Origin of the sequence: Bradyrhizobium genomosp. I (2014) (assembly GCF_000261685.1) — a bacterium.
Lineage (GTDB): Bacteria > Pseudomonadota > Alphaproteobacteria > Rhizobiales > Xanthobacteraceae > Bradyrhizobium.
In genome coordinates, this window is sequence record NZ_AJQE01000140.1 from 1 (window position 1) to 26,496 (window position 26,496).

Annotated in this window: 24 protein-coding genes and 1 pseudogene; 8 read left to right on the forward strand and 17 right to left on the reverse strand. The window is 64.4% G+C overall.

Annotated features, from left to right (window positions below; translation table 11 throughout):
- Positions 1-984 precede the first annotated feature (984 nt).
- From IC50_RS13230 to IC50_RS13255, 6 genes are all read right to left on the reverse strand, one after another.
- Positions 985-1,767: an enoyl-CoA hydratase/isomerase family protein gene (locus IC50_RS13230; RefSeq protein WP_035704977.1), complete on the reverse strand. Its 783-nt coding sequence runs from the start codon at positions 1,765-1,767 to the stop codon at positions 985-987.
- Positions 1,768-1,903: 136 nt separating this feature from the next.
- On the reverse strand, positions 1,904-4,006 hold the full coding sequence (locus IC50_RS13235; protein WP_035704925.1) for a molybdopterin oxidoreductase family protein: 2,103 nt from the start codon (positions 4,004-4,006) through the stop codon (positions 1,904-1,906).
- A gap of 177 nt (positions 4,007-4,183) precedes the next feature.
- Complete coding sequence (locus tag IC50_RS13240; RefSeq protein WP_035704927.1) at positions 4,184-4,990, reverse strand: SDR family NAD(P)-dependent oxidoreductase; 807 nt, start codon at positions 4,988-4,990, stop codon at positions 4,184-4,186.
- A 22-nt stretch (positions 4,991-5,012) separates the two neighbouring features.
- Positions 5,013-6,305, reverse strand: coding sequence for a TRAP transporter large permease (locus tag IC50_RS13245; RefSeq protein WP_035704929.1), 1,293 nt, complete (start codon positions 6,303-6,305; stop codon positions 5,013-5,015).
- The gene (locus tag IC50_RS13250; protein ID WP_035704933.1) at positions 6,296-6,847 is read right to left on the reverse strand and encodes a TRAP transporter small permease; all 552 of its coding nucleotides are present in this window, start codon (positions 6,845-6,847) and stop codon (positions 6,296-6,298) included. Before IC50_RS13250 ends, IC50_RS13245 begins: the two co-directional genes overlap by 10 nt.
- Before the next feature lie 36 nt (positions 6,848-6,883).
- Positions 6,884-7,855: a TRAP transporter substrate-binding protein gene (locus IC50_RS13255; RefSeq protein ID WP_035704937.1), complete on the reverse strand. Its 972-nt coding sequence runs from the start codon at positions 7,853-7,855 to the stop codon at positions 6,884-6,886.
- Positions 7,856-8,145: 290 nt separating this feature from the next.
- Between IC50_RS13255 and IC50_RS13260 the strand changes: the two genes are divergently transcribed.
- Positions 8,146-8,922: a cyclase family protein gene (locus tag IC50_RS13260; protein ID WP_035704940.1), complete on the forward strand. Its 777-nt coding sequence runs from the start codon at positions 8,146-8,148 to the stop codon at positions 8,920-8,922.
- Positions 8,923-8,932: 10 nt separating this feature from the next.
- On the opposite strand, the gene IC50_RS13265 is transcribed toward IC50_RS13260, so the two are convergent.
- The 3 genes from IC50_RS13265 to IC50_RS13270 all read right to left on the reverse strand — a co-directional run bounded on the left by IC50_RS13265 (position 8,933) and on the right by IC50_RS13270 (position 10,922).
- Positions 8,933-9,661, reverse strand: a complete 729-nt coding sequence (locus IC50_RS13265) for a Crp/Fnr family transcriptional regulator (RefSeq protein ID WP_035704942.1) — start codon at positions 9,659-9,661, stop codon at positions 8,933-8,935.
- Positions 9,662-9,940: 279 nt separating this feature from the next.
- Entirely contained in the window at positions 9,941-10,069 is a 129-nt protein-coding gene (locus IC50_RS43690; RefSeq protein WP_277996249.1) for a hypothetical protein, read from the reverse strand.
- Between the two features lie 91 nt (positions 10,070-10,160).
- On the reverse strand, positions 10,161-10,922 hold the full coding sequence (locus tag IC50_RS13270) for a helix-turn-helix domain-containing protein (RefSeq protein WP_081492430.1): 762 nt from the start codon (positions 10,920-10,922) through the stop codon (positions 10,161-10,163).
- Between the two features lie 94 nt (positions 10,923-11,016).
- Here IC50_RS13270 and IC50_RS13275 point away from each other — a divergent pair, with 94 nt between their 5' ends.
- Positions 11,017-11,334: a c-type cytochrome gene (locus tag IC50_RS13275; RefSeq protein WP_035704943.1), complete on the forward strand. Its 318-nt coding sequence runs from the start codon at positions 11,017-11,019 to the stop codon at positions 11,332-11,334.
- A gap of 6 nt (positions 11,335-11,340) precedes the next feature.
- Here the strand turns inward: IC50_RS13275 and IC50_RS13280 are convergent, their stop codons facing one another.
- From IC50_RS13280 to IC50_RS13290, 3 genes are read right to left on the reverse strand one after another with little or no spacing between them, the layout of a single operon-like run.
- The gene (locus tag IC50_RS13280; RefSeq protein WP_035704946.1) at positions 11,341-12,444 is read right to left on the reverse strand and encodes an ABC-type transport auxiliary lipoprotein family protein; all 1,104 of its coding nucleotides are present in this window, start codon (positions 12,442-12,444) and stop codon (positions 11,341-11,343) included.
- 3 nt (positions 12,445-12,447) lie between these two features.
- Complete coding sequence (locus IC50_RS13285) at positions 12,448-13,215, reverse strand: ABC transporter ATP-binding protein (protein ID WP_035704949.1); 768 nt, start codon at positions 13,213-13,215, stop codon at positions 12,448-12,450.
- 2 nt (positions 13,216-13,217) lie between these two features.
- Positions 13,218-14,354 (reverse strand): ABC transporter permease, encoded by a 1,137-nt coding sequence (locus IC50_RS13290; RefSeq protein WP_035704952.1) that lies wholly within the window; start codon positions 14,352-14,354, stop codon positions 13,218-13,220.
- Positions 14,355-14,531: 177 nt separating this feature from the next.
- Here IC50_RS13290 and IC50_RS13295 point away from each other — a divergent pair, with 177 nt between their 5' ends.
- Both IC50_RS13295 and IC50_RS13300 read left to right on the forward strand, forming a co-directional pair.
- On the forward strand, positions 14,532-14,807 hold the full coding sequence (locus IC50_RS13295) for a hypothetical protein (RefSeq protein WP_035704954.1): 276 nt from the start codon (positions 14,532-14,534) through the stop codon (positions 14,805-14,807).
- Positions 14,808-15,290: a phage holin family protein gene (locus IC50_RS13300; protein ID WP_035704957.1), complete on the forward strand. Its 483-nt coding sequence runs from the start codon at positions 14,808-14,810 to the stop codon at positions 15,288-15,290.
- Between the two features lie 9 nt (positions 15,291-15,299).
- On the opposite strand, the gene IC50_RS13305 is transcribed toward IC50_RS13300, so the two are convergent.
- Positions 15,300-17,993, reverse strand: a complete 2,694-nt coding sequence (locus IC50_RS13305) for a bifunctional acetate--CoA ligase family protein/GNAT family N-acetyltransferase (RefSeq protein WP_035704960.1) — start codon at positions 17,991-17,993, stop codon at positions 15,300-15,302.
- 68 nt (positions 17,994-18,061) lie between these two features.
- Entirely contained in the window at positions 18,062-18,901 is an 840-nt protein-coding gene (locus IC50_RS13310; RefSeq protein ID WP_035704962.1) for a universal stress protein, read from the reverse strand.
- A gap of 173 nt (positions 18,902-19,074) precedes the next feature.
- Here IC50_RS13310 and IC50_RS13315 point away from each other — a divergent pair.
- From IC50_RS13315 to IC50_RS13325, 3 genes and pseudogenes are all read left to right on the forward strand, one after another.
- Positions 19,075-20,057, forward strand: a pseudogene (locus tag IC50_RS13315) (zinc-dependent alcohol dehydrogenase family protein).
- 23 nt (positions 20,058-20,080) lie between these two features.
- Positions 20,081-21,619: an AAA family ATPase gene (locus IC50_RS13320; RefSeq protein WP_035704979.1), complete on the forward strand. Its 1,539-nt coding sequence runs from the start codon at positions 20,081-20,083 to the stop codon at positions 21,617-21,619.
- A gap of 11 nt (positions 21,620-21,630) precedes the next feature.
- A complete protein-coding gene (locus tag IC50_RS13325; protein ID WP_035704964.1) occupies positions 21,631-22,605 on the forward strand; it encodes a CHAD domain-containing protein in 975 nt (324 codons plus the stop codon).
- 126 nt (positions 22,606-22,731) lie between these two features.
- Here IC50_RS13325 and IC50_RS13330 read toward each other — a convergent pair whose 3' ends face one another.
- The gene (locus IC50_RS13330) at positions 22,732-24,585 is read right to left on the reverse strand and encodes a PHA/PHB synthase family protein (protein WP_035704967.1); all 1,854 of its coding nucleotides are present in this window, start codon (positions 24,583-24,585) and stop codon (positions 22,732-22,734) included.
- Between the two features lie 209 nt (positions 24,586-24,794).
- Between IC50_RS13330 and IC50_RS13335 the strand changes: the two genes are divergently transcribed.
- The gene (locus tag IC50_RS13335) at positions 24,795-25,523 is read left to right on the forward strand and encodes a CBS domain-containing protein (protein ID WP_035704969.1); all 729 of its coding nucleotides are present in this window, start codon (positions 24,795-24,797) and stop codon (positions 25,521-25,523) included.
- Positions 25,524-25,549: 26 nt separating this feature from the next.
- Here IC50_RS13335 and IC50_RS13340 read toward each other — a convergent pair whose 3' ends face one another.
- On the reverse strand, positions 25,550-26,008 hold the full coding sequence (locus tag IC50_RS13340; protein ID WP_035704971.1) for a RidA family protein: 459 nt from the start codon (positions 26,006-26,008) through the stop codon (positions 25,550-25,552).
- Between the two features lie 21 nt (positions 26,009-26,029).
- Positions 26,030-26,496, reverse strand: a 467-nt coding sequence (locus tag IC50_RS13345) for an AMP-binding enzyme (protein ID WP_035704974.1), incomplete at its 5' end; no start/stop codon positions are given.

Sequence of the window (26,496 nt, forward strand, 5' to 3'; positions counted from 1 at the left end):
GACCCAATGACTCAGTAAGATTAGTCTTGCGGACGCGCAAAGCGCGGTCGCAGGGCGTAACCCACCTCTTCTGCCTCCGCGGACGCGAAAGTGGTGGGTTACGCTGACGCTAACCCACCCTACGCTCCCACGCCACCTACAAGCTCTTGCGCCGCCCGACAGGCAAAACACCCAATCCCTCGGTCAACCGCCGCTCGCGGAAATATTCGTCTTTACAGAATTTACGATTTCCCGCATCATGCCGCCATCCTGATCCACGAAAGGGGCGGTCGTACGTCGTCACGAACCGCGGATCAGGCTGCGGTGGACGCGAGCGGCGTCGATGCGGAATGTGGCGTGCAGGGCGGGATACCCCCGTGAGCGCGCGACCGGCCGCACACGACGGATGGCGCCGAAGGCGTACGGCGAAAGCGCGTGGTTCTGGCCGTCGTTGCTACGGTCAAGCCTTTGCGAAGGTAACGTCGCTCCAACCGGAGCGGCGTCCGTGAATGTCGCAGAGGTGACGGAGGCAAGAAGGACATTCGTCTCCGGGGAAAGCGCGTATAAGCCGTCAAAATACTGCGCAGGGAAGGCCGGATGTTGGGCTGCCCTGTATCGCTCCTGTGCGTTGCGTGTGCATCATTCTTGCACGGGAGTCTTGCGGGTGCCAGCCGGCACCCGGCCTTCCCTGCGCCCTTTCTTCGAAGAGGGGGTGATGAAGAGAGCAGAGCTCGGGCGGAATACGCCGCGAGGCCGTGAAGGTGTGGCCGCTGTTTGAGATGTGAATCGGGATTGGCGGAAAACACTCTTGAGCCCCGGACGCAGTGCAGCGCCGCTTCGGCGGTGCGCTGCAGAGCCGGGGCCCATCTCGCCGTCTACTTTGCCGCCTCCTGGGTCCCGGCTCTGCGCAGCAACGCAAGAGCGTTGCAGCGCGTCCGGGACACGAGAGAAAAAGCGGCACCGTCACCTCCCTCCGTCATTGCTGCGAGCACCAATTTATCCCTCTCACCGTCCCGTCCAGACCGGCTTGCGCTTCTCGCTGAACGCCTTCAGCCCCTCTTTGGCGTCTTCGGTCATCGCCAGCAGCGCGATCTGGCTTTCGGTGTAGGCAATGCTCTCGTCGAACGACATCGAGGCGATAGCGCGCATGGCGTACTTGCCGCGTCGGATCGCGGTCGGGGATTTGTCGACAATCCGACCGATCAGCCAATCGACCTTGGCGTCGAGTTCGGCCGCGGGCACGACGTAGTTGAGAAGGCCGGCCGCCTGCGCCGCCCTGGCGTCGAACGGCTCGCCAGTGAGGGCCCATTCGTTGACGAGTCGCGGCGGCGCGATGCTTTGCAGCAGGCTCAGCACCTGCATCGGGAACACGCCGACCTTCACTTCAGGCAGGCCGAAGATGACGTGATCGGCCGCAACTGCCATGTCGGTCATGCACAAGAGGCCCATGCCGCCGGCCATGCAGACGCCGCCGACGCGCGCGATCGCCGGCTTGGTTGCGTTCTGCGACAAGCGCAGCAGATCGGCATAATCGACATTTGGCTTGGAATGATCCATCGCGAAGGCTGCGCCGGAATTCTGCAGGTCTGCACCGGCACAGAACGCCTTGTCGCCCGCGCCCGTCAGCACGATGATTCGGACGTCCTTGTCGTCATGCGCATCGCGATAGCCTTTGCTGATGCCGGCGATGACCTCGCCGTTCAGCGCGTTGCGCTTTTCCGGCCGGTTGATGGTGATCCAGAACGCCTGCCCGCGCTTCTCAGTGATGACGGCTGTGGTGTCGGTCATGGCACGCTCGCTTCCTTGGCTCCCGTTTGCTGCCATTTGCGGCAGCTCGGACATGAGGTGCAAGGGCAATCTGCAGCGAGGCTGCCGCTTTAGCGTCTCGACACAATCTGCAGGGCGATCGAGGCGGCGGCGCGCCTCAAGCCGCAACCGCTTTCTTGATCCACACCTTGTTGTCGTGGAACGCGGCCCCGCCGATCGGCGCAATCGTGTCCGCGCCCGTCAGCATGTTGATGCCTCGGCCGCCGATATGGTTCTTGTTCGGGTGAACGGATTCGGCGATCAGCACGCCGCGCCGCACGCCCTCGAACAGCGTTGCGACCAGTGTGGTTTCACCGCGGGGGTTGCCGAGCGTCACCGCATCGCCATCGGCAATGTCGAGCGCGGCAGCATCCAGGGGATGGATCATCACGCTCGCCCTGCCCTCGCGCGCCTGCGAGGAGGGTGTCTCGTTGAAGGTGGTGTTGAGGAAGCTGCGCGAGGGACTGGTCGCGAGCCGGAACGGATGGGCCTGTTCGGCCTGCTCGATCACCGCCCAATGGTCCGGCAGATCAGGCATCTTGTCGTAATCGCCCATCGTCTGACCGAACGGCGGATGCGCCCAGTCTGCCCTGAAGTGGAATTTCCCGTCGGCATGGGCGAATCCGTCGAGATAATGCGAGGTGCGGAAATCCGGCTGCAGGTCGCGCCAGAGATCGGCTTCGAGACCGGCGATGTCGCCGTGATTGCTGAGCCTCAAGGTCGCGTCGATCAATTCGCGCGGCGTCATCTCGAAGCCCGGATGCTTGGCGCCGAGCCGCGGCGCCAGCGCCTGCAGCACCTCGTGGTTGGAGCGGCATTCGCCGGGCGGATCGATCAGCTTCGGTCCGACCGAGATGTGCTGATGGCCGCCTCCGTAATAGAGATCGTCATGCTCCATGAACATGGTCGCCGGCAGCACGATGTTGGCCATTTGCGCCGTCTCGGTCATGAACTGCTCGTGCACCGCGACGAACAGATCCTCGCGCGCGAACCCCTGCCGGACCAGCGCCTGCTCCGGCGCGACCGTCATCGGGTTGGTGTTCTGGATCAGCATCGCCTTGACCGGGCCCTTGCCCAGCAGAGCTTCGGCATCGCCGGTGAGGATGCGGCCGATCTGCGACTGGTCGAGCGCGCGCGTCGACTTGTCGATGGCGTCGTGGCCCTCGATGATGGATTCGTTGAAGTGCCACAGCGCGTAATTGTTGAAGAAGGCGCCGCCGCCTTCATATTGCCAGGCGCCCGTCACCGCGGGAATGCAGGTCGCGGCATGCATCTGCGTCGCGCCGTTGCGCGAGCGGGTGAAGCCGTAGCCGAGCCGGAAGAAGGTCCGCCTGGTCTCGCCGACGGCCTTGGCAAAGGCCTCGATCTCCGCCACCGGCACGCCGCAAATGTCCGACGCCCATTGCGGCGTGCGCGTCTTCAGGTGCGCCTCGAGCTCCGCCGGGCAGTCGGTGTATTTGTCCATATAGGCGCGGTCGGCGTAGCCGTCGCGGAACAGCACGTGCATGACGCCGCAGGCGAAAGCGCCGTCCGTGCCGGGGCGCAGGATGATCTTGATGTCAGCCTGCTTCATGGTCTCGTTGTCGTAGATGTCGACCGCGGCGATCTTCGCGCCCCGCTCCTTGCGGGCACGCGCGGCGTGGGTCATCACATTGACCTGGGTGTTGACGGGATTGGTGCCCCAGATCACGACGAGATCGGACAGCGCCATCTCCCGCGGATCGACGCCGGCGATCCTGCCGGTGCCGATCGCGAAGCCGATGCGCGCGACATTGGCGCAGATGGTCTGATAGAAGCGCGAATACTTTTTCACATGGGTGAGGCGGTTGAGACCGTCGCGCATCACGAGGCCCATCGTGCCGGCGTAGTAATAGGGCCAGACCGATTCCGCGCCGAACTCGCGCTCGGCTTCGTTGAAGCGGCGCGCGATCTCGTCCAGCGCCTCGTCCCAGGAGATCCGCGCGAACTGTCCCGAGCCCTTCGCACCCGTTCGGCGCATCGGATACATCAGCCGCTCGGGGTGATGGATGCGCTCGGCATAGCGGGCGACTTTGGCGCAGACCACGCCGGCCGTGTAGGTCTGCTGCTTCGAACCGCGGACGCGGCCGATGCTGCGGCCTTCGATCACCTCGACATCGAGGGCACAGGCCGACGGGCAATCGTGCGGACAGGTCGAATGGCGGATTTCGATCTTGGTGTCGATCTTGGCGTGCTGGTTCATGTCCCGGTTCGTAACACCAAAATACCGGCCAGCCGAGCGCATTTCTCCGGCAAGGCCCATGCGATTTGCTCAAGGCGCACGCGCCGCCGGTTCCTGCTGCGACTGCGAAGACGGCTCGCCCTGGCCAAAGAGCGACCATTGCGCGCTGGCGCACCCCCGAACGAGCCGCGCCCTGCCCTATTTGTGCAATTGGGTGAGACCGGTCGGCGGGCCGTCGACCGCGGTCCAGCCGCCGTCGACGAACAGCGTGCTGCCGCTGACATAGCTCGCAGCGTCCGAGGCGAGATAGGCGACCGCGGTGGCGACCTCGTCGGCACTGCTCCAGCGGTTGAACACGGTATGGCCGGCATAGAGATTGTAGATGTCGGGGCGCTGCTTGAACGGACCGGTGAGCGCGGTCTCCGCGATGCTCGGCGCAATCGCGTTGACCCGCACGCCTGCGTGGCCGACCTCGGAGGCAAAGCCCTTCACCAGGAGGCCGATCGCCGCCTTGGTCGAGCCGTAGACGCCGAGGCCCGGCTCGATGGTGACAGCGCGCACCGAGGAACAGGCGATGATGCTGCCGCCCTTCTGCGCGACCATGATGCGGCCAAAGGCCTGGAAGAACCAGACCGTGCCCTTGACGTTCAGGTTGAGCACGCGGTCGAGATCCTCCTCGGTATAGTCGAGGATGGTCTTGCGAATGTTGAGCCCGGGCGTCGTCACGGCGATGTCGAGCCGCGGAAACTTCTGCATCACGGTCGTGGCGAGCGCGTTGACCTCCGCAGCACTCGCGGCGTCGCAGCTAGCCGCCTCCGCCCAGCCGCCTTTTTCGCGAATGCCGGCGGCAGTCGCCTCCGCAGCGTCAAGCGCGCGATCGGCGCAAATGACGCGGGCGCCGAGCCCGGCCAGCGCCTCGGCCGACGATTTGCCGATGCCCGAGGCGGCGCCGAGGACGACTGCGGTCTTGCCGGTGAGATCGAAGAGTTTGCGATAGTCCGTCACAGATAGCGTCTCCCTGGTACTGCTAGCCCTTGTAGCCCATCAAGAGGCGCGGCAGCCACAGCGAGAATGCAGGGACATAGGTCACGAACATCAGTGCTGCGATCAGCGCGGCATAGAACGGCAGGATGGTGCGCATGACCGCGCCCACCGAGATGCCGCCGATGGCGCAGCCCACGAACTGCGTCGTTCCGACCGGCGGCGTGTTCAGCCCCAAGGCACAGTTGATCAGCATCAGCATGCCGAACTGCACCGGATCCATGCCCGCCTTCATCGCAATCGGCAGGAAGATCGGCGTGCAGATCAGGATCGTCGCCGCCATGTCCATGAACGTGCCGAGCACGAACAGGACGATGTTGATGAGCAGGAAGACGACCCAGGGCTGCGTCGACACCTTGCTCATCATTTCGCCGGCGAGGTCGGCAACCTCGTAAAGTCCCATCAAATATTGGAACATGGTGGAGACGCCGATCAGCAGCAGCACCACGCCCGTCGTCTTCACCGCCTTCGCTGCAGCCCGCAGGAAGTTCGACAAGGTCATGGTGCGGTAGATCAGGAAGGTCAGCAGGATCGTGTAGGTGACCGCGACGGCGGCGGATTCGGTTGCCGTGAAGACGCCGGACAGGATGCCCGCCAGGATGATGCCGACGATCAGAAGACCCGGCAGCGCGGCCGCGAGCGAGCGAAAGACCTCGGCCCAGCCCGGAAACCTGCCCGCCGGGTAGCCGCGCTTCACCGCGACCGCGTAGGCGGCGACCAGCATGCACACCATCAGCACGATCGCCGGCAAGAGGCCGGCGGCGATCAGCGCGCCGATCGACACCTTGCCGCCGGCGGCGAGCGCATAAATGATCATGTTGTGGCTGGTCGGCATCAAGGCTCCGACCAGCGAGGCATGGGTGGTGACGTTGACGGCGTAGTCGGTGTCGAACCCTTCCTTTTTCATCATCGGGATCATCACCGCGCCCATCGCCGACACGTCGGCCACGGGCGAGCCGGAGACCCCGCCGAACAGCGTGCAGGCGACCACGTTCGACATGCCGAGCCCGCCCCGGATGTGTCCGACGAGATTCTTGGCCAGCTGCACGATCTTGTCGGCGACCCCGCCATGCAGCATCAGCTCGCCGCTGAAGACGAAGAACGGAATGGCGAGGAAGGAGAAGATGTTCATCCCCGACATCATCTGCTGGAAGATGACGGCGACCGGCAGGCCCTCGTAGAGAATGGTGCAGATCGCCGACAGGCCGATCGCGAAGGCAACGGGAACGCCAAGAATGAGGAATCCGAAGAACGCGGCGCCGAGGATGATCAGTTCCATGAGGGGACGACCTCTTCGCCGCGCAGCAGAGCCATGATGTGCTCGATGGAAAAGGAGACGATCAGGACGCCGGAGGCGATCAGCGGCACGTAGCGGATGACTTCAGGCAGGCCGAGATTTGGGATCCTCACGGTGCCGACCGATGCGCCGAGAATCCATCCGTTATAGGCCATCGCAATGCCAAACACGGCGACCAGAACATGGATCGCGATCTCGACCTTCTCCCGCACGTGGTCCGGAAGCATGACCAGCAGACTGTCCATGCCGATGTGCCCGGCATCGCGCACGCCGACGGCGGCGCCGATCAGCGTGACGTAGAGGATCAGGACCAGCGCCAGGTTCTCCGTCCAGGTCGGGCTGGAGTTGAGCACGTAACGTCCGAACACCTGGTAGAATACGATGGCGACGATGACGAGCAGTCCGGTCACGGACAGATACATGCCCACGCGCGCAACAGGTGCATTGATCCGCGACAGCAGGCCGGTAGACGGTCGTGCCGCTACGGCGCCCTGCTCATGGCTTGCGACGTGTGGGTCTGTCATCCCGCGCCTCCTTACGGGGATCCGGCGCCGCTGTATTTACTTCGTGTCCTGGATGCGCTTGACGAGGCTCCGCAGCTTCTCGTCGCCGGCGAACTTCTGGTACACCGGCTTCATCGCATCGACGAATTCCGCCTTGTTCGCGATCGTGACGACCTGAACGCCGGCGGCCTCGACGGTCTTGCGGGAGGCCTGCTCACGCTCGTCCCAGAGCTTGCGCATGACGGGCACCGATTCCTTCGCTGCCTTGCGGATCATCGCCTGGTCCTCCTTGCTCAGCGTGTCCCAGACCTTCTTGGACATCACGAGGACTTCGGGCGCCAGGGAATGCTCGGTGATGTTGTAGAACTTGGCCGCTTCGAAATGACGGGACGACTCGTAGGACGGCCAGTTGTTCTCGGCCGCGTCGACAAGGCCGGTCTTGAGAGCAGTATAGACCTCGCCATAGGGCATCGGCGTCGGGTTGGCCCCGAGGCTCTGGATCATGCCGACCCACAGATCGGACTGCTGGACGCGAATCTTCAGGCCCTTCAGATCCGCGAGCGACTTGACCGGCGCCTTCACGGTGTAAATGGACCGGGCGCCGCTGTCGTAATAGGCGAGACCGACCAGGCCAGCGGGCTCCATCGCCGCCAGAATCTCGTCGCCGATCGGCCCGTCGAGGACGGTGCGCATGTGCTGGGTGTCGCGGAAGACGAAGGGCAGGCACAACGCGATGGTTTCCGGCACGAAGTTGTTGAGCGGCGACGCGTTGATCCGCATCATGTCGAGCGCGCCGATCTTGAGTTGCTCGATCGTGTCCTTCTCCGAGCCCAGGGCGCCATTCGGAAACACCTTCACGCCGAGCTTGCCGCCGCTCGCCGCTGCGAGCTGCTTGCCCATGAACTTGACGGCCTCGACGGTCGGGTAGTCCGCGGGGTGGACGTCGGCGGAACGGAAGTCGCGTGCGGTCGCCAGGGGCGCCGAGACCGCCAATGCAACGGCTGTGACGATACCGGTGAATATCTTCATCTGGGCTTTCCTCCTGGATTGATTATGTCGTTGTCGGGCGGATGCTTGGGCCGCCTTGGGGTCGCTCCGCTTCGAGTGTGAAGTCAAGCGCCAATGTCGTCCCTAGGGCGGGCGGCAATCTCTGTCCAAGCCAAATCCGGCATCGATCAATGCACGAGTTGCATCGATCGATCTGGCGCAGTTCATGGAGGACGACAGGCCAGGTTGACGTCGCCGGCACGTGACTTGACGCTACCGATGGAGGCCCCTCAAGATGCCAGATGCTCCGGACAAATCTTGAGGGAATGCCCATGCCGCGGAAGCTGATCGATATCTCTGTGCCGCTCGCAAACGACGTGACGGCCGATCCGCCCGGCAATCACCCGACGATCCAGTATATCGATCACCAGCAGGGCCTGCCGCGCATGCTGCAATTCTTCGACGGCCTCAAGGCGCAGGATCTGCCGGACGGCCAGGGTTGGGCCGTCGAACAGGTCTCGCTGTCGACCCACAACGGCACGCATCTCGATGCGCCCTGGCACTTCCATCCGACCATGAACCGCGGCGAAAGGTCATGGACAATCGACGAGGTGCCGCTCGAATGGTGCTTTCAGCCCGCCGTGAAGCTCGACTTCCGGCATCTGCCCGACGGCTACGTGGCAAGTGCGGACGACGTCGAGAAGGAGCTGAAGCGCATCGGACACACGCTGTCGCCGCTGGAGATCGTCGTCGTCAACACCAGCGCCGGCGCAAAGTTCGGCAGGGCCGACTACGTCAATTCCGGCTGCGGCATGGGCTATGAAGCCACCATGTACCTGCTCGAACGCGGCGTGCGGCTGACCGGCACCGACGGCTGGAGCTGGGACGCGCCGTTCGTCTACACCGCGAAGAAATATGCCGAAACAAGAGATGCCGGCCTGATCTGGGAGGGCCACAAGGCGGGACGGCACATCGGCTATTGCCATCTCGAGAAGCTGCACAATCTCGACCAGCTGCCTTCAACCGGATTCACGATCTCGTGCTTTCCGGTGAAGATCGAGCGCGCGTCCGCGGGCTGGACCCGCGCGGTCGCCATCATCGACAACTAGGTCGGGGGCATCAGTTGCCGCCGAGGCCGCTCTCGGCGAGCTCGCGCAGCGCGTCCGTATCCAACACGACGATGGCGCCGTGCTCGAGGCGAACCCAGCTACGGCCGGCCCAGGCGCGCAACTGCTTATTGATGCTCTCGCGCGTCATCCCCACCATCTCGCTGATCTCCTGCTGCGTGATGGCGAGCGTGCCGCTGCCGGAATCGAGCTTGCGCTCTTCGGTGAGACCGAGCAGCGCACTCGCGAGCCGGCCCGGCAGATTCTGGAGGATCACCTGCTCGACCTGCTGACTGGTCCAGCGCAGACGCGCGCAGAGCAGCTCGATGAATTTCATCGCCAGCGCCGGCTGGCTCTTCACGAACGGCAGGAAGTCCCGGCGATCGATGACGTAGAGCTCGCAATTGGTGTTGGCGGTCGCATCCGCCGATCTGGGAGCGCCGTCGAGCACCGCGATCTCGCCGAAGATTTCGCCGGGACCGATCAGATTGAGAATGGCGTTCCGCCCGTCCGGCGACGAGGAGGAAATCTTCACTGTCCCCGAAATCACCGCGAACAAATTGTTGCCGGGATCGCCCTTCGCGGCGATCGTCGCGCCGCGCTTGACAGTGGTGTGCTTGGCATAGCGGCAGAGCTGATCGAGCGCCTCCGGCTCCAGATCCGCGAAGATCGGGTGCTTGCGCAGGACCGATAGTTTGCTGCCCACTGACTGTCGGGGGTCGCCGGTCTTGTCCTGAGGCACGCCGCCGGGCTCCTAAGACTACGAGGCTCTGGCTTCCTGCGTAGTCGACGTTACCAGGGTTTTCAACCGGAAAGCACGCTCGCGGTTTGAGGCAAATGCCGCGAGAAGACCGCGGCAGACGCCGGAAATTCGCATCCGAAGGATGCGACGATGCACCTCGGTCCATGCAGAGTTGCAGGCGACGCAAGCGCCGATTGCGTTGAGGCGCTGCCGACGGCCAGCGCCGGCCGGGTGAGTGCCGGCCGTTGGCGCTAGAAGCCGGTCAAGATCTGGGGAGCTTCAGTGCTTCGAATCCGGATCAAGCCGGCCTGCACTGGTTTGCCGGTCTGCCCAAGCCAAAACCGCGCCGAATCCAACGAAGATCGCGACGACGGCAATGGTCATCAGCAACGTGTCAGCGGGCATCATGCTCCTCCCGGATTGTTTGGGGCATTATTTGCGGCGCACGGCTGACGTCATTGATCAAGATCAAAAATTCGAGGGCGTCGTGGACAGGGTATCAAGCTGCGGCCATCGCCTCGACGCGTGCCGGATCGAGCAGGCTGATACCGCCGTGAATGATCTGGATCACGCCCTGACGCTCCAGCTTGGTAAAGGTGCGGCTGACAGTCTCGATGGTCAAGCCGAGATAGTCGGCGATGTCCTGACGGCTCATCGGAAGCGGCACCTTGTCGGAGAGACCCTTGAGCGCGACCAGTCGCTCACGCCAGCCGAGCAGAAAAGTCGCCACCTTCTCGTCCGCCGAGCGTCGGCCGAGCAGGACCATATGGTCGCGAGCCTGACTCAACTCGCGAATGGCCAGCTCATTGATCCGCCTGAGCAGCTGCGGCCGGTCCTCGATGAAACGGTTGAAGGGCGCTTTTGCGAATTGGCACACGGTCACCGCGCCGATTGCATCGGCCGAAAAGTTGTGCCGGCCGGATAGATTCATCCCCAGGAAGTCACCAGGCAAGGCGAAGCCGACGATCTGCCGCCGGCCGTCCGGCAGCAGCTTGTACAGCCGCATGACGCCCTCGATGACGTTATAGAACGAGGTCGTGATGTCCTCCTCGGAAAACACGGTCTCGCCCGAGCCAAAATGGACGCGGCGGCCGAGATGCTCGAATTCCCTGAGGTCGGCCGCATCCAGCGACGAACAGACCGCCGCTCCGCGTACGGCACAATCGCTACAGAAATTCCCGTTCGGCTCAATTGCGACCACGGAAGCGCTCCTCGCGCCGGCTGCCCCGGACACCAGACCGAGTCCACCGCGCGGCTGCATTTTACTGCACCGCGCCAAAGCCAATTGACTCAGATCAAATTTGAGTGGCATCCCCGTCTTATTCTGCCTCCAGAGTTCGACGGGATCACTTTTCATGCTGCAAAGCGCACTGCGTCACGGCCTGATTGGGCTGCTTCTGATCACGCCTGCGCTGGCGGCGCCGACCGCCGAACAACGCGGCAGGACCTTTGCCCGGGTCAATTGCGCACGCTGTCACGCGATCGACCGCGTCTCCAAAAGTCCGCTCGAGATCGCCCCTCCGCTGCGGACCCTGCATCGGCGCTATCCGATCGACAGCCTCGGCGAGGCACTGGCCGAGGGAATCTACACCGGCCATGCCGACATGCCGGTCTTCGAGCTCAGTCCGGACCAGATCCACGACCTCCTGTCCTACCTGAAGACGCTGGAATAGTCGGCCTCAGACCGCCTGCACGGTCCACCCGATCAGCTCCTTCGCGATGCGCGCGAAGGCCGCATCGAAGGCGGCGACTGAAGCGGCCGGTTCGACCTTGTCGAGCTTTTCGCTGGTCTCGATCAGGCGCGAGGCCACCACCTTGCCGTTCTTGTCGACGATCCGCGCCGACAGTGCGATCTCGGCTCGCGCCTCTCCCTCCGTAGCGATCCGAAAGCGTCTGATATCGATCAGGAGCTGGTAATCCGTCTGCCCGAGGTCGGTCGTGCGCAGCGGCGCGTGAGCGATGTCGTAGTTCTCGAAGCTGTCGATCAGGCGCGCCTGCACCAGTTTCGGAATGCTGTCAGCCCAGAGGAAATCCGCAAAGCCCGGCCTGTCCCCGGCGGGCGCGAACAGCATGCGCTGGGTCTGCAGCATTGCGACTGCGGTCGGCTCGGGAATCGCCAGCGACCCGGACAGCGCCTTGCCGGCCGGCCCGAGATTCTGCGGCGTGCGCAGATCGTAGGTGATCTTCTGCGCGGGCGCGCCGCCGCCGGTCATCTTCTCGAGGCCCGCCAGAATGCCGTCGATCTTGCCGGTGTTGCGCGCGAGCCCGTCGGAGAAGGTCTTGAAATTCGCAATGGTGTCCTTCAGCGGTCCGGAATTGTCCTGAAGCACCGTGTCGACCCGCCGCAGCGCATCGCGCGCCGCCTGCGTCATGCTCTGGCCGGCGCCGGCCTCCGCGATCAAGGTCAGGGGCTCGCCGGATTTGGCGACGATCACGCCGCCCTCCAACGTCACCACCGGCACGCCGGTCAGGCCCTGGAATTCGAGGCCGACCCTGGTGTCGGAACGGACCGGCGTCGCAGTGGCAACCGAGATCGTCGCATTGACGAAGCGCGGGTTGTCCGGCGCAAGGCCGAGCTGGGTCACCTCTCCGACGCGAATGCCGTTGAACAGCACGCCGGCGCCGACCAGCAGGCCAGGCACCGGCCCCTGGAATTGCACGTGGTAGCTCGTACGCGGCCCGATGCCGCCGGTGTTGTTCAGCCAATAGACGAAGCCGAACACCGCGAGGATCGCGGCAAGCACGAAACTGCCGATCAGCACGTAGGGAGCGCGGGTTTCCATCTCTCATCTCATCTCGTGTTGCAGCATCTGCGAGCGCTTGCCGTGGAAATAGGCGCGCACCCAGGGATGCTCGGATTGCAGCAATTCGCGCATCGGGCCGATCGCCACGATCTTGCCGTCGGCAAGCGCGGCGACGCGGTCGCAGACCGTGGTCAGGCTCGCAAGGTCATGGGTCACCATGAACACGGTCAGCTCCAGGGTCCTTTGTAGCGTCTTGATCAGCACGTCGAAATCGCCGGCGGCGATCGGATCGAGGCCCGAGGTCGGCTCGTCCAGGAAAAGGATCGGCGGATCGAGCGCCAGCGCACGCGCCAACGCCACGCGCTTGGTCATGCCGCCGGACAGCTCCGCCGGATACTTGTCGGCGTCCTCTGCGCGCAGGCCGACCATTTCGAGCTTGGCGATCGCGATCTCGTCCATCAGCTCCTGCGACAGGACGAGATTTTCACGGAGCGGAAACTGGACGTTCTGGCGGACCGTCAGCGAGGAGAACAGCGCGCCTTGCTGGAACAGGATGCCCCACGCCGTCGCTGCGCTTCGACCGTGGCCGCTCGCGGATTGCCCCATGACCTCGATGGTCCCGCTCCGGCGCGGGATGAGGCCGATGATGGTCCGCATCAGCACCGACTTGCCGCCGCCGGACGCCCCCACAAGCCCGAGGATCTCGCCCCGGCGAACGTCGAGCGACAGATGGTCGAGCACGGTCTGACGACCGAAGCCGACCACGAGGTCACGGACGCGAATCGCGAACTCGTCTTGCGGTCCGTCCATCGTCACATCCCGATCGAGGCAAAGAAGACAGCGAACAGGCCGTCGAGCACGATCACCAGGAAGATCGACTTCACGACCGACGTCGTGGTCTGCCGCCCCAGCGACTCAGCGCTTCCCTTGACGCGCAATCCCTCGCTACAGGCCACGATCCCGATCACCAGCGCCATGAACGGCGCCTTCAGGATGCCCACCTCGAAATGGGTGACCGAAATGGCCTCATGCAGCCGCGCGATGTAGATCGCCGGTCCCATGTCGCCATAGAACTGGGCAACGAGGCCGCCGCCATAGAGCGCGGCAATCGATCCGATGAAGGTGAGGATCGGCAAGGCAATGACCAGCGCCGCGACGCGCGGCAGGATCAGGACGTCGACGGGATCGAGCCCCATGGTCGAAAGCGCGTCGATCTCCTCGCGCATCTTCATCGAGCCGAGCTCGGCGGTGTAGGCGCTCCCCGACCGGCCGGCGACCATGATGGCGACGATCAGCACGCCAAGCTCACGCAGCACCAGGATGCCGACCATGTCGACGGTGTACGACTCCGCGCCAAATCTGCGGAAGTGGAAAAAGCCCTGCTGCGCGATGATGGCCCCGATCAGGAAGGTGATCAGCGCGACGATGGGAATCGCCTGCCACCCGATGCGGTAGAGCTGATACACCAGCGACGTCAGCCGCAGCGAACGCGGCCGGCGCAGCACGCCGGCCACGGCCATGAACAATGCGCCGAGCATCTGGAGGAAGATCGTGATGTCTTCCCGCGCCCCGACCGTGGACTTGCCGAGATCGCCCAGCCTCGCCAGCACCGGATTGGGCGCAGCCGCCGGGGCCGGCGTGTGGCGGTTGACCTGGCGCACCTCGTCCATCAGCCCGCTGAAATGGTCGGCGACGCCGACGAATTCGGCCGATCTGCCTGACAATGCGGCCCTGCGCGACAGCTTTTCCAGGACCCAGGCGCCGAGCGTATCGAGCGCGCTGACGCCCGACATGTCCAGGGTTACAGCGCGCGACCGATCGACGTCGGCTCCGACCGACCGGGATAAAGTTTCGAGCGTCACCACATTGGCGGCAGTCCAGGGCCCTTCAGGGCGCAGTTTCAGCTCGTCGCCGGACGGCGTCGCGAGCAGCAGCGGTTCGTGGTTCACGCTTCCACCTCGTCGGGACAATCGGTCCCCATTCAGCCGGCATTTCTAGGCCAGCATGTGGCGGCCGGTTTGACCTGTCTCAAGACCCGAACACGCCCCCGTCTCTTGACGCAAATCAAGCGCGGCCGCACGGGCGGGTCCTAGACTTTTTTTCAATTCAACGAGGATACCAGATCCATGTTCGACAGTGACAGGATGGGCGAGGAACTGCGGGCGCTGAAGGTTGACGTCACACGCCTGCTGAGCACCGCCGGCGAAGAGATGTTCGAGAGCTCGAAAGATCGCGCCGAGGCGCTCGCCGATCAGATCAGAGCCGCACTCACTGAGCTCGGCGAGACCGTCGAACAAGAGCAGGAGCAGCTCCAGGGCCTCGTTGCGGAGCGTCCGATCACATCGCTCGCATCCGCCTTCGCGCTGGGCGTGGTTGTCGGCTTCATGCTGAGGAGACACTAGGTGAATACCGAGAATGTCGTCAAACACCTGCGCGTGCTGTGGCGCACCGACAGGATCATCGCGGACATCAGGCTGCGCCATCTGCTGATCGGCCTCGGGCTGCGCGCCTTCGCGGCGCTGATCGCGGCGTTCGGGCTCCTGATGCTGGAGTTGTCGGCCTATTTCGCGCTGGTGCAGATCTGGAGCGCGATTGCCGCGGCCGCCATCCTCGGCGCCGTCAATTTCGCCATCGCGGCCGTTCTCTTCGTGATCGCCGGCCGCGCTCCGTCAGGCCGGGATATCGAGCTTGCCAACGAAATTCATGACGCATCCATCGAAGCCCTTCAGATCGAGGCGCGTGCGCTCCAGGCTCAGGTGTCAGGCGCGGTACATCATCCGCTCAGCACGATCGTGCCGGTGCTGGTGCCGCTGATTGCGATCATCGTCAAGAACTTGCGAACGACGGCCAAGGCGCCCGCCGATGCAAATTCAGCCCGCCCCTAGCGGGCGAGCTCAAAGTTTCAGCTTGACGTCGCAAAGATCAGGCTCGGCCGGATCCGGCTTGACCTCGAAGCCGAGCTGCCGGCACATGTCGAGCATCACGGTGTTCTCCTGGAGCACGTCGCCCGATATGGCCTTCAGTCCTTCCGAGCGCGCGTAGTCGATGATCAGCTGCATGAGGGCCCAGCCGAGCCCCCTGCCCTTGAGATCGGACCGCAGCAGGATCGCGTATTCGCCGGTCTCGTAGATCGAGTCGGAATGGATCCGGACGACGCCGACCATTTCGCCGGTGGCCTCGTCGAATGCCATGAAGGCCATCGCGCGCGCATAGTCGAGCTGGGTCAGGCGTGCGATGAACTCATGGGTGAACTCCTTCATCGGCGCAAAGAACCGCAGGCGAAGGTCGTGCGGCGTGACGTGACGCAGGAATTCGTGGATGGTCGGCTCGTCCTCGGGGCGCATGGGCCGCACGAAGATGTGCCAGTCGTCCTTGAGCTTGAGGCGGCGCTCCCATTGCGACGGATAGGCGCGAACGGCGAAATTGGCCGGGCCGGAGCCGGCGAACTTCCGCTGCGGCGGCCCGACCGCAACGCGGGCATCGACCGCGGTCACGCCGGTTTCGTCCGCCAGCAGCGGGTTGATGTCGAATTCGCGGATCTCGGGAATGTCGGCCGCCATCTGTGCCAGCTTCACCAGCACCGTGGCGACGGCGTCCGGCTTCACCGCCGGCACGTCCCGGTAAGCGCGGAGCAGCCGCGACACGCGCGTGCGCTCGATCAGGTCGCGGGCCAGCTGCAGATCGAGCGGCGGCAGCGCGAGCGCCTTGTCGTTGATGATCTCCACAGCGGTCCCGCCCCGGCCGAAAACGACCACCGTGCCGAAGGTCGGATCGTCGGCGAGGCCCAGGATCAGCTCGCGCGCTTTCGCCTTGACGACCATCGCCTGGACGATGACGCCGCCGATGCGCGCCTCCGGGCGCAGCTTCTTCGCACGCCCCATAATGCCCATGGCAGCCCCTCGGACTGCTTCAGGCGTGGTCAGGTTGAGAACGACGCCGCCGACATCGGATTTGTGGACGATGTCCCGCGACATGATCTTCAGCACGACGGTGTCGCCTTGCGCGAAGATGTCTTTCGCATAGGCCACCGCCTGCTCGACATCGGTCGCCGCATAGGTCGGCACCATCGCGATGTCGTAGGCCTCGAGCAGGTGCTTGATCTCGACAGGCTCGAGCCATTCGCGGCCGTCCGCGATCGCGGCGGTGACGATCTGTCTCGCTCCCTGGGCGTCCGGAACGAAGGTGTCGGGCATTGCGGGAGGAACCTGGCTCAGCTCCTCCACCACTTCGCGGTGCCGGACCAGATGCATGAAGCCGCGCACGGCGTCGTCCTCGGTCGGATAATTCGGCACTCCGGCGCCGGAGAGTGTCTGAATGATCTTCTGATCGGCCCCAACCCAGGCCGCCAATACGGGCTTCGCCCAGCTGCGGTGCTGTTCGCGATATTTTCTGACGAGCTCCGTCACGGTCGTGGCGATCTCGGCGGCCGAGGCGATCGCCGTTTGCACATTGAGGACCAGGACAGCGTCGTTGTCGCGATCGGCCAGCAGTTCCTCCAGAGCCACCGCGTAGCGCGAGGCGTCGGCATCGCCCACGATGTCGACGGGATTCGCACCGGACCAGGTCGGCGGCAGTGCTGCGTCGAGCTTCTTGCGCGCCTCGGCCGAGATGGTTGCCGGAATTCCTCCGAGGTCGACCAATCGATCGATGGCAAGGACGCCGATGCCGCCACCGTTGGTCAGGATGGCGAGACGCTTTCCCGTCGGCGATTCGACACGGCCGAGCGTCTCGGCACAATCGAACAGCTCACGCAGATCGGAGACCCGCAGGACACCCGCGCGGCGGAATGCCGCGTCGTAGACAGCGTCGGCGCCGGCGAGCGCACCGGTGTGCGTGGCAGCCGCCTTCGCGCCCTGCGCCATGCGGCCGGATTTCACCACGACGACGGGCTTCACGCGCGCGGCGGCGCGCGCCGCCGACATGAACTTGCGCGCATCCTTGATGGCCTCGATGTAGAGCAGGATCGCGCGGGTCTTGTGATCCATCGCGAAATGGTCGAGCAGATCGGCAATATCGACGTCGATCTGATCGCCGATAGAAACGATGCCGGAGAATCCGACGCCGCGCTGCGCGGCCCAATCGACCATGCCGGCGGCAATTGCGCCCGATTGCGAGATCAGCGCGAGGTTACCCGCCCCCGGCATGTGCGCGGCGAAACTGGCATTCAGGCTGACGCCGGGCATCATGATGCCGAGGCAGTTCGGCCCGATCAACCGCATGCCGTGTTTTCGGGCAGCACTGCTTGTCGCCTCGTGCAGCGATCCCGGCCCCTGGCCGAGCCCGGCCGAGACGATCAGCGCGCCAGCAGAGCCGCGACGCCCGGCCTGGTCGACGATGCCCGGAATTTCGCCCGCGGGGGCGGTGATGACCACGAGCTCGGGCACGAAGTCCAGCCTGTCCAGGCTCTTCACCGCCGCGACGCCGCTGATCTCGGCATGGCGTGGATTGACGAGGCCAAACTGCCCCTTGAATCCGGCCTTGCGAATGTTCTCGAGGACGGCGCGTCCGACGGACGCCGGACGGGCGCTCGCCCCGACGAGCGCGACCGAGCGTGGTGACAGCAGGTTGTTGAGACGATAAATTGACATGAAAGCAAATGCGCCGGGTCAGCGGCGGTTCCGATTGGTTGACGATCAGGCCCGGAAGCAGAAGGAGCCTAGTACGAGATCATAACCCAGCACGGTGGCTGGCCAATGACGGTCTTTGTCACGCCGCCCCAGACGATCTCGTTCAGGCGCGAATGATGATAGGCGCCCATCACGATCGCATCGATGCCATGGGAATTCGCCCAGCTTCCCAGTACCTTGCCGATGGAGCTGCCGCCACCCTTCGTCGTTTCGAACGAGGCATAGACCCCGTGTTCCCTCAAATGACCGACGAGAGCCGTTCCGGATTGTATGACCGCGTCAGTCTTATCCTCCGCTACAGTCACCACGCGGACCGAACTGGCAGCCCGAAGAATGGGCAACGCATCGCCGACCGCACGCGCGGCGCGGGCAGAATGATCCCAGGCAATCATGACGTTCTCGAATTCAGGCCGAAGTTCGTCCGCGAGATGTTCGGGACAGAGCAGAAGCGGCCGGCCGGATCCGAACAGGAAAGCTTCGACAATGCCCTCTGTTCGGCTGTCGTGCGGCTTCACGGGAACCAGCGTGAGGTCGCTGAAGCGGGCATGCTCGGCGAGGATCGCCCCGATCTGATCCGCAGGCACTTTACCCGATCGGCTCTGGGCGCGAACGCCGGCGCGGGAAGCTGCATTGGTGAAGGCGTTCAGGAGCTGTTGCATGTCACCTGCCTCGGATGAACCGCTTGCATCCGCGGAATCGCGATCGTAAGGCAGCATCATCTTCGGCCGCTCGAAAACCTCTTCCTCGAGCGCGAGCGCAGTGATCCTGGCGCCGAGATCGGCGGCAACAGCCACGCATTTCTCGATCGCGACCAGGGCCGGTCCGTGCGGCCGGCCGACCAGGGGCAGAAATACGTCCTTGACGGGCATCGAAGTTCTCCTCACTCGTCACAATAGGTCGGCTCCCGTCGAGACGCTTGATCCTCATCAAGCCAGGGCACCTCGGTCCGGTCGCCCGGGAACAGGCGTTGACCGACGTCAAGGACTGGCCGCACTGTCATTCTATGAATAGTTCATCGGAGCGGATCGCCCCGGAGAGGCTCATGCGTGCGATGGTGTTGCCGGCCCCGCGAGCGCGGCTCCAGATGGAGGAGCGGCCCGATCCGATGCCGGGCGACGGTCAGCTCCGCATGAAGATCAGCGCCTGCGGCGTATGCCGGACCATCTTCATCTGGTCGATGCCGAGCTGCCCGATATTCGCTATCCGATCGTGCCTGGCCACGAGATCGTCGGCCGGGTCGATCTCGTGGGCCCGAACGTGGCAACACATGCGCCTGGCGACCGGGTCGGCATTCCCTGGCTCGGCTTCACCTGCGGAAAGTGTCGATTCTGCCGGGAGGGCATGGAAAATCTGTGCGACGCACCGCTGTTCACCGGCTACACGCGCGACGGCGGCTACGCAACTCACACCATCGCCGACGCACGTTACGCCTTTCCTCTCGGTGAGGCCGGCGGCGACGTGGAGATTGCGCCTCTGCTGTGCGCAGGGCTGATCGGCTGGCGCTCGCTGGTCCTGGCCGGCGCTGCCGACAGGCTCGGCCTCTTTGGCTTTGGCGCAGCCGGCCACATCATCGCGCAAGTCGCGGTTTGGCAGGGACGATCCGTCTATGCCTTCACGCGACGCGGCGATGCCGCAGCACAAGACCTCGCGCGACGTCTCGGCGCGGTCTGGGCGGGATCGTCGGACCAAGCGCCCGACGAGCCGCTCGACGCCGCCATCATCTACGCACCATCAGGCGAGCTTGTCCCGGCCGCGCTGCGCGCCGTGCGCAAAGGCGGTCGCGTCGTATGCGCCGGCATCCACATGAGCGACATTCCAAGCTTTCCATATGACCTGCTCTGGCAGGAACGGCAGTTGGTCTCGGTCGCCAATCTCACGCGGCAGGATGGTCTCGATTTTCTAAAGGTCGCTCTGCAAGCCGGCGTGCGCACCGAGACGACGGCGTTTCCGCTCGACCAGGCCAACGAGGTTCTGAACATGCTGCGGGATGGCCAGATTCTCGGCGCGGCCGTGCTGACGCCCTGATGGTGCTTCGAATGCCCGCTTCGATGAAAGATGAAACGGCGGCCCAGGAGCGGATCTTCCGGACGCTGACCGACCATCCCGGCGTGACGCGGATCGACACGCACGGAGCCTCGGTGTTCCTGGACGGAAAGCGCGCGCTGAAGATCAAGCGCGCCGTCCGGTTTCCGTTCCTCGACTACTCGACGCTCGAGAAGCGCAAGGCGGCCTGCGAGGAGGAGATCAGGATCAACCGGCCGCTGGCGCCGCAGATCTATCACCGAGTCGTGGCGATCACCGAAGAGCCGGATGGATCTCTGAAGGTCGACGGCGCCGGCCGGCCGATCGAGTATGCGGTCGACATGTCGCGCTTCGACGAAAGCAGGACGCTGGATCATCTCGCCAAGGCCGGTCCGCTGGACACGAAGCTCGCCTCGGCTGCCGCCGACGCAATCGTGGCGTCGCACGCGGCCGCGACTCGCGCCGACGGAAAAGCATGGGTCTCGTCCATCCCGGCCCTGATCGACGGCAACTGTGACGGTCTGCGGGCCGGCGGACATTTCAACGCGGGAGACATCGAAAGGCTCGGCAAGGCCTCGCACGAGGCATTTCTGCGAATCCGTCCGCTGCTCGCGGAGCGCGCCCGCCAGGGCTTCGTGCGCCGCTGCCATGGCGATCTGCATCTCGCAAATATCGTTCTGATCGATGATCGGCCCGTGCTGTTCGACGCCATCGAGTTCGATGCGAAAATGGCGACGGTCGACGTGCTCTACGATCTCGCATTCACGCTGATGGACCTGTTGCAGCACGATCAACCCGGCGCGGCTAACGTGGTGCTGAACCGATATCTCACCGTGACGCCGGCCGACAATCTCGACGCGCTCTCGGCGCTGCCGCTGTTCATGTCGATCCGGGCGACGATCCGCGCCCAGGTGGCCCTGGCACGGCTAAAGCGACCGCATTGCGATCGTCCCGGCATTCTTGACCAGGCGCAGCGCTATTTTGACCTTGCCAGGATGCTGATCCATCCTCCTGCTCCTCGTCTGATTGCGGTCGGCGGACTGTCAGGCACCGGCAAGACGGTCTTGGCGCACGCGCTCGCACCGGTCGTCCCTCCGCAGCCGGGAGCCGTGGTGCTGCGCAGCGACCTCGTCCGCAAGCAGATGTTCGGGGTCGAGGACACGCACCGCCTGCCGCCATCCGCCTACACGCTGGAGGTCGCGACCCGGGTCTACGGCACGCTGGCTCAGCACGCCCGGCGGGTGCTGGCGCAAGGCCATTCGGCGATCATCGACGGCGTATTCGCCCGCGAGGACGAACGCGACGCGATCGCCGCGCTGGCACGCGAGTGCAATGTGCCGTTGAACGGCCTGTTCCTGGTCGCAGACCTCGCGACCCGGCAACTGCGGATCGGAAGCCGCCGGGGGGACGCATCGGACGCCACACAAGAGGTTGCCGCGCTACAGGAGCACTATAATATCGGCCACATCGGCTGGGCGACCATCGATGCATCCGGAACACCAGAGCAGACCCTCCAGAACTGCCGGGACGCAATTGCTGGGGGGCAAGTAAGGCAATCTGATTGACTCGGGCTAGGATGTCGCGACCCAGCACAAGCTCGACGGCGACCACGCACGTCAAGCCGGCGGCACGGCGCAGTGCGCTGCCCGCCCGCCTCAGCCCCGGCATGGCCTGCGACACCGCCTTCCGGATCATCGCCCGCCGTCACCTCGACGCCGTGCTCGCTCAGCACGACGGCACCTGCCGCGGCGATCCAGACGCGCTGCACCAGATCCGCGTCGCACTGACGCATCTGCGAACTGCCATCCGCTTCTTCTCGCCGATGGTCGACGATGCCCTGCGGCCGAATGTCTGGGCCGAACTGAAATGGCTGAACGGCCAGCTCGGCATGGTGCGGGATCTCGACGTGGCAATCGAGCGGGTCGTGGCTGAGAGCGGCGACGAGCTCGCCGTAGTCGCCGAGCTTCAACACTGGGACGAGAAACGGGCCGAGAGCCACCGGCTGCTGTCGCGCGCGCTGCAATCTGCGCGTTACCGCCGCCTGGTCGAGCAGACCTCGACGTGGATCGATAGCGGCCCCTGGTCGACCCGGCGCAGCAAGGAAGCCATCCGGTTGCGCCGCCGCACGCTCGCCGACCACGCGACGGAGCGGTTGACCGAGTGGGAGACGAGGCTGCTCAAGAAGGCACGAAAGCTCCGCAAGCTCGACGCCGAGAAACGACACAAGGTGCGCCTTCTCAACAAGCGGATGACCTATTCGATCGAGTCGCTCCAGGATCTGTTCGCCGAAGAAACGCTGACGAAACAGAAGTCCATCCTCAAGCAATTGCGCAAGGCGCAACGCTCGCTCGGACAATTGAACGACGATGCACGAGGACAAGCGCTGGCAGCGTCGTTGAACGGCACCGGGATCGAGGCCGCCAGTCGCTTCCTCAACCGCAAGCGGAAAAAGAAGCTGTTGCGAACGGCGTCGGCGGCCTATCGGAAACTGGACAAGGCCAAACCCTTCCGCTCCTCGGACCTTGCGCCGAACTCCGAGCCGGAGGTTTAAAGCATGATCCGGAAAAGTGCGCAGCGGTTTTCCCTCGCGACAAACGCGGAACGCGCGTTTGCGCGGAGATCATGCCTAAACAACAACCTAAAGCGCGATGACGATTCATCCTGATCGCATCGCGCTTCAGGTGTGGACGTAGGCTCCCGGCGCGTCGGGCAGGCCGGGTGCGTTTCCAAGCCCGATCTGCGGCGGATCGCAGGGCGCGCCGGAGCGCGCCGCCAGCCATTTGGTCCATTCCGGCCACCACGACCCTTCAGCTCGCGGAGCCAGCTTCAGCCATTCATCCGCACCAACATAGGGTGCATCAGCAGCCTTGGTCAGCACCTGATAGCTGTGGCCCGGCTCCTCTGGAGGCGCCACCACACCGGCATTGTGACCGCCACTGGTCAACAGGAACGTCACGTCGGCATCGACCTGATAGTGGATCTTGTAGACGGATCGCCATGGCGCCACATGATCGGCGAGCGTGCCGACCACGAACATCGGCGCGTGAATATCGGAGAGCGAAATGCTCCTGCCTCCGACGAGATAGCGCCCTCCCGCCAGATCGTTGTCGAGGAACAGCTTGCGCAGATACTCCGAATGCATGCGATAAGGCAGCCGCGTGGCGTCGGCGTTCCAGGCCATCAGGTCGCTCGGCGGCGCGCTCTCGCCCATCAGGTAGTCGTGTGACAGCCGCGACCAGATCAGTTCGTTGGAACGCAGCAGCTGGAAGGCGCCGGCCATCTGCGTCGTGTCGAGATAGCCGCGCTGCCACATCATGTCTTCGAGAAAGGCCACCTGGCTCTCGTTGATGAAGAGCGTCAGCTCTCCGGCCTCGGTGAAGTCGGTCTGGGCGGCAAGGAGAGTGACGCTGCCGAGGCGGCTATCACCGTCGCGCTCCATCGCGGCGGCGACGATCGACAGCAAAGTGCCTCCCAAGCAATAGCCGAGCGCGTGGGTCTTCCGACCCGGCATGACCAGGCCGATCATGTCGAGCGCGGCCATGACACCCAGCTTGCGATAGTCGTCGAAGGCAAGATCCCGATCCCTGGCATCCGGATTGCGCCAGGAGATCGCGAACACGGTGAAGCCTTGGCCGGTCAGATATTTGACCAGCGAGTTATGCGGCGACAGATCGAGAATATAGTACTTCATGATCCAGGCCGGCACGATCAGGATCGGCTCGGGTCGCACCTGCGCTGTGGTCGGATGGTATTGAATGAGCTCGATCAGCTCGTTGCGGTAGACGACCTTGCCAGGCGAGACGGCCACCGTCTTGCCGACCACAAACTGCCCGTCGTCCGCCAACTTCGAGTTGGAGAGCAGGCGCGTCAGGTCGCTGCACCAGTTCTGCCAGCCGAAGACGAAATTCTCCCCGCCGCTCTGGAACGCCTTCTCCAGCACCTTCGGGTTGGTCGCCGCGAAATTCGACGGCGCCAGCATGTCGAGCATCTGGCGCATCGAGAACTCGACGATGGCTTCGTTTGCGTGCGACACGCCGCGCACGCCCGTCGCAGCATCGCGCCACCAATGCTCCGCGAGCAGAAATGCCTGCGCCAGCAGATTGAACGGCGGGGTCTCCCATTGCGACCCGCCGAAACGGCGATCCCGGTGCTGCGGCGCGATCACAGCCCACGGCTTTTGCCCCGGCGACATCGCGTGCGCGACGGCTTCCATGAGCCGGCCGGTGTCGCGAAGGACGTTGCGGAAAATCTCCATCCGGCGCTGCGGCGCCGCGGCGAGATGCGAACCCCAATCGAGCCAGGCGAGCGACAGGGCAAGCGGCGATATTCCGCCCGTGAACCGCGCCAGCATCGCGTGAAAAGCGCGGTCAAGAGGATATGGCTCCGATCCAGGCAGAGGACCGGCGGCGACCGGCACGCGGTCGAGCCTCTCGGGGCTCACCGGCGAGGCTTCGGGACCAGCGACGGGATGAGCGGGAAGAACCTGCACCGCCGGCTCTTCGGCCCGTGGAAATATCTGCACGACGCTCATGGCTCATATTCCTGCGGGCTTCGGTTCTCAATGGCAACAGGATATGGCGAGGCTCCAGATCCGTCTTGAGCTGCATCAAATCCGGGTCCGGATCATAATTGCTCAATCAGGATCGGCCGTGTTCGCTCGCTTGACCTGTGTCAAGCCGCACCTTGATACCCGAGCTAGTTTTCGCGCATCGAAGTTTCAACAAGCCAGCGGAGTTGTCCATGCGCGCCCACCAGATCATGACCCGGTCGGTCATCTCGGTAACCCCAGACACCAGCATCGTCGAAGCGGCAAACATCATGCTGAAGCGGCATGTCAGCGGGCTCACGGTGGTCGATGAGACCGGCAAGCTGGTCGGTGTCGTGTCCGAAGGAGACTTCATCCGCCGCAGCGAGATCGGCACCGGGCGCAAGCGCGGGCGCTGGCTGCGGTTCATCCTTGGTCCGGGCAAATCCGCCAGCGACTTCGTTCACGAGCACGGCCGCAAGGTCGCGGAAGTGATGACCGACTCGCCCGTGACCATCACGGAGGATACCGCGCTCGCGGAGATCGTCGATCTCATGGAGCGCAATAACGTGAAGCGGCTGCCGGTGGTGCGCGGCGACAAGGTCGTCGGTATCGTATCCCGCGCCAATCTGCTGCAGGCGGTGGCGGGGCTCGCCCGCGAAGTGCCGGATCCGACTGCGGACGACGACCACATTCGCAGCCGCATCATCGACACCATGGAGAAGAACGACTGGTGCCCGTTCGGGCTGAACGTCATCGCCCGCGACGGCATCGTTCATCTCAGCGGCGTCATCACCGAAGAGCGCGCACGGCAGGCCGCGATCGTCGCCGCGGAGAATGTCGAGGGCGTCAAGAAGGTGCACGACCATCTGTGCTGGGTCGACACCATGTCCGGCGTCTATCTGAACTCGCCCGAGGACGATGAACTCGCCAAGGCGAGCTGACCAAGGCAAGCTGATCGAGGCAGAGTTCAACGAGGAATGACGGCGGTGGCCTCGATCTCGACGCGCGCCGCCTGCTCGACGAGCCGGACCACCTGAACCAGCGCCATCGCGGGATAGTGCGCTCCGAAGATCTCGCGATAGACCCTGCCCAGCTCCTTCAGATTGGCCAGGTACTCGTCCATGTCGACGACGTACCAGGTCAGACGCACGAGGTGCTCGGGCCGGGCACCGGCCTCGGCCAGGATCGCGGCGATGTTGTCCAAGGTCTGGCGCACTTGCGCGACGAAGCCGTCGGCGAGACGCTCTGCTGCGTCCCAGCCGATCACCCCGCCGGTGACGACGATGCGCCCTTCGGCAGCCATGCCGTTGGCATAGCCCTTCGGCACCGGCCAGCCTGACGGCTGCAGGATCTGCGCCTCGATGCGCGTTCCGTCCTCGGCCGCTGTCGGCAGCACCGCGAGTTGCGGACCTTTCGGCGTCGTCACAGACAATTCTCTATCCTTCTCTCATTCCGCAGCGACGCCTGAGGACGTCGCCGCGGTCTGCGCCAGTTGCCGCAGGGCAAAGCGCTTCAGCTTGCCGGTCTCCGTCTTCGGCAATTGCGCCACGAACTCGATCGCGCGCGGATATTTGTACGGCGCGATCTCGCGTTTGACATGCTCCTGCAACTCGGCCACGAGCTGAGCGTCAGGCGTCACGCCGGGCGCGGCGATGACATAGGCCTTCACGATCATCCCGCGCGCCTCGTCCGGCGCGCCGACCACGCCGCACTCGGCGACCGCCGGATGCGTGAGGAGCGCCGCCTCGACATCCGTGCCCGCGATGTTGTAGCCGGCCGACACGATCATGTCGTCGGAGCGCGACTGGTACCAGAAATAACCGTCGCTATCCATCAGATAGGTGTCACCGGTGATGTTCCAGCCGTTCTGGACGTATTTGCGCTGCCGCTCGTCGGCCAGATAGCGGCAGCCGG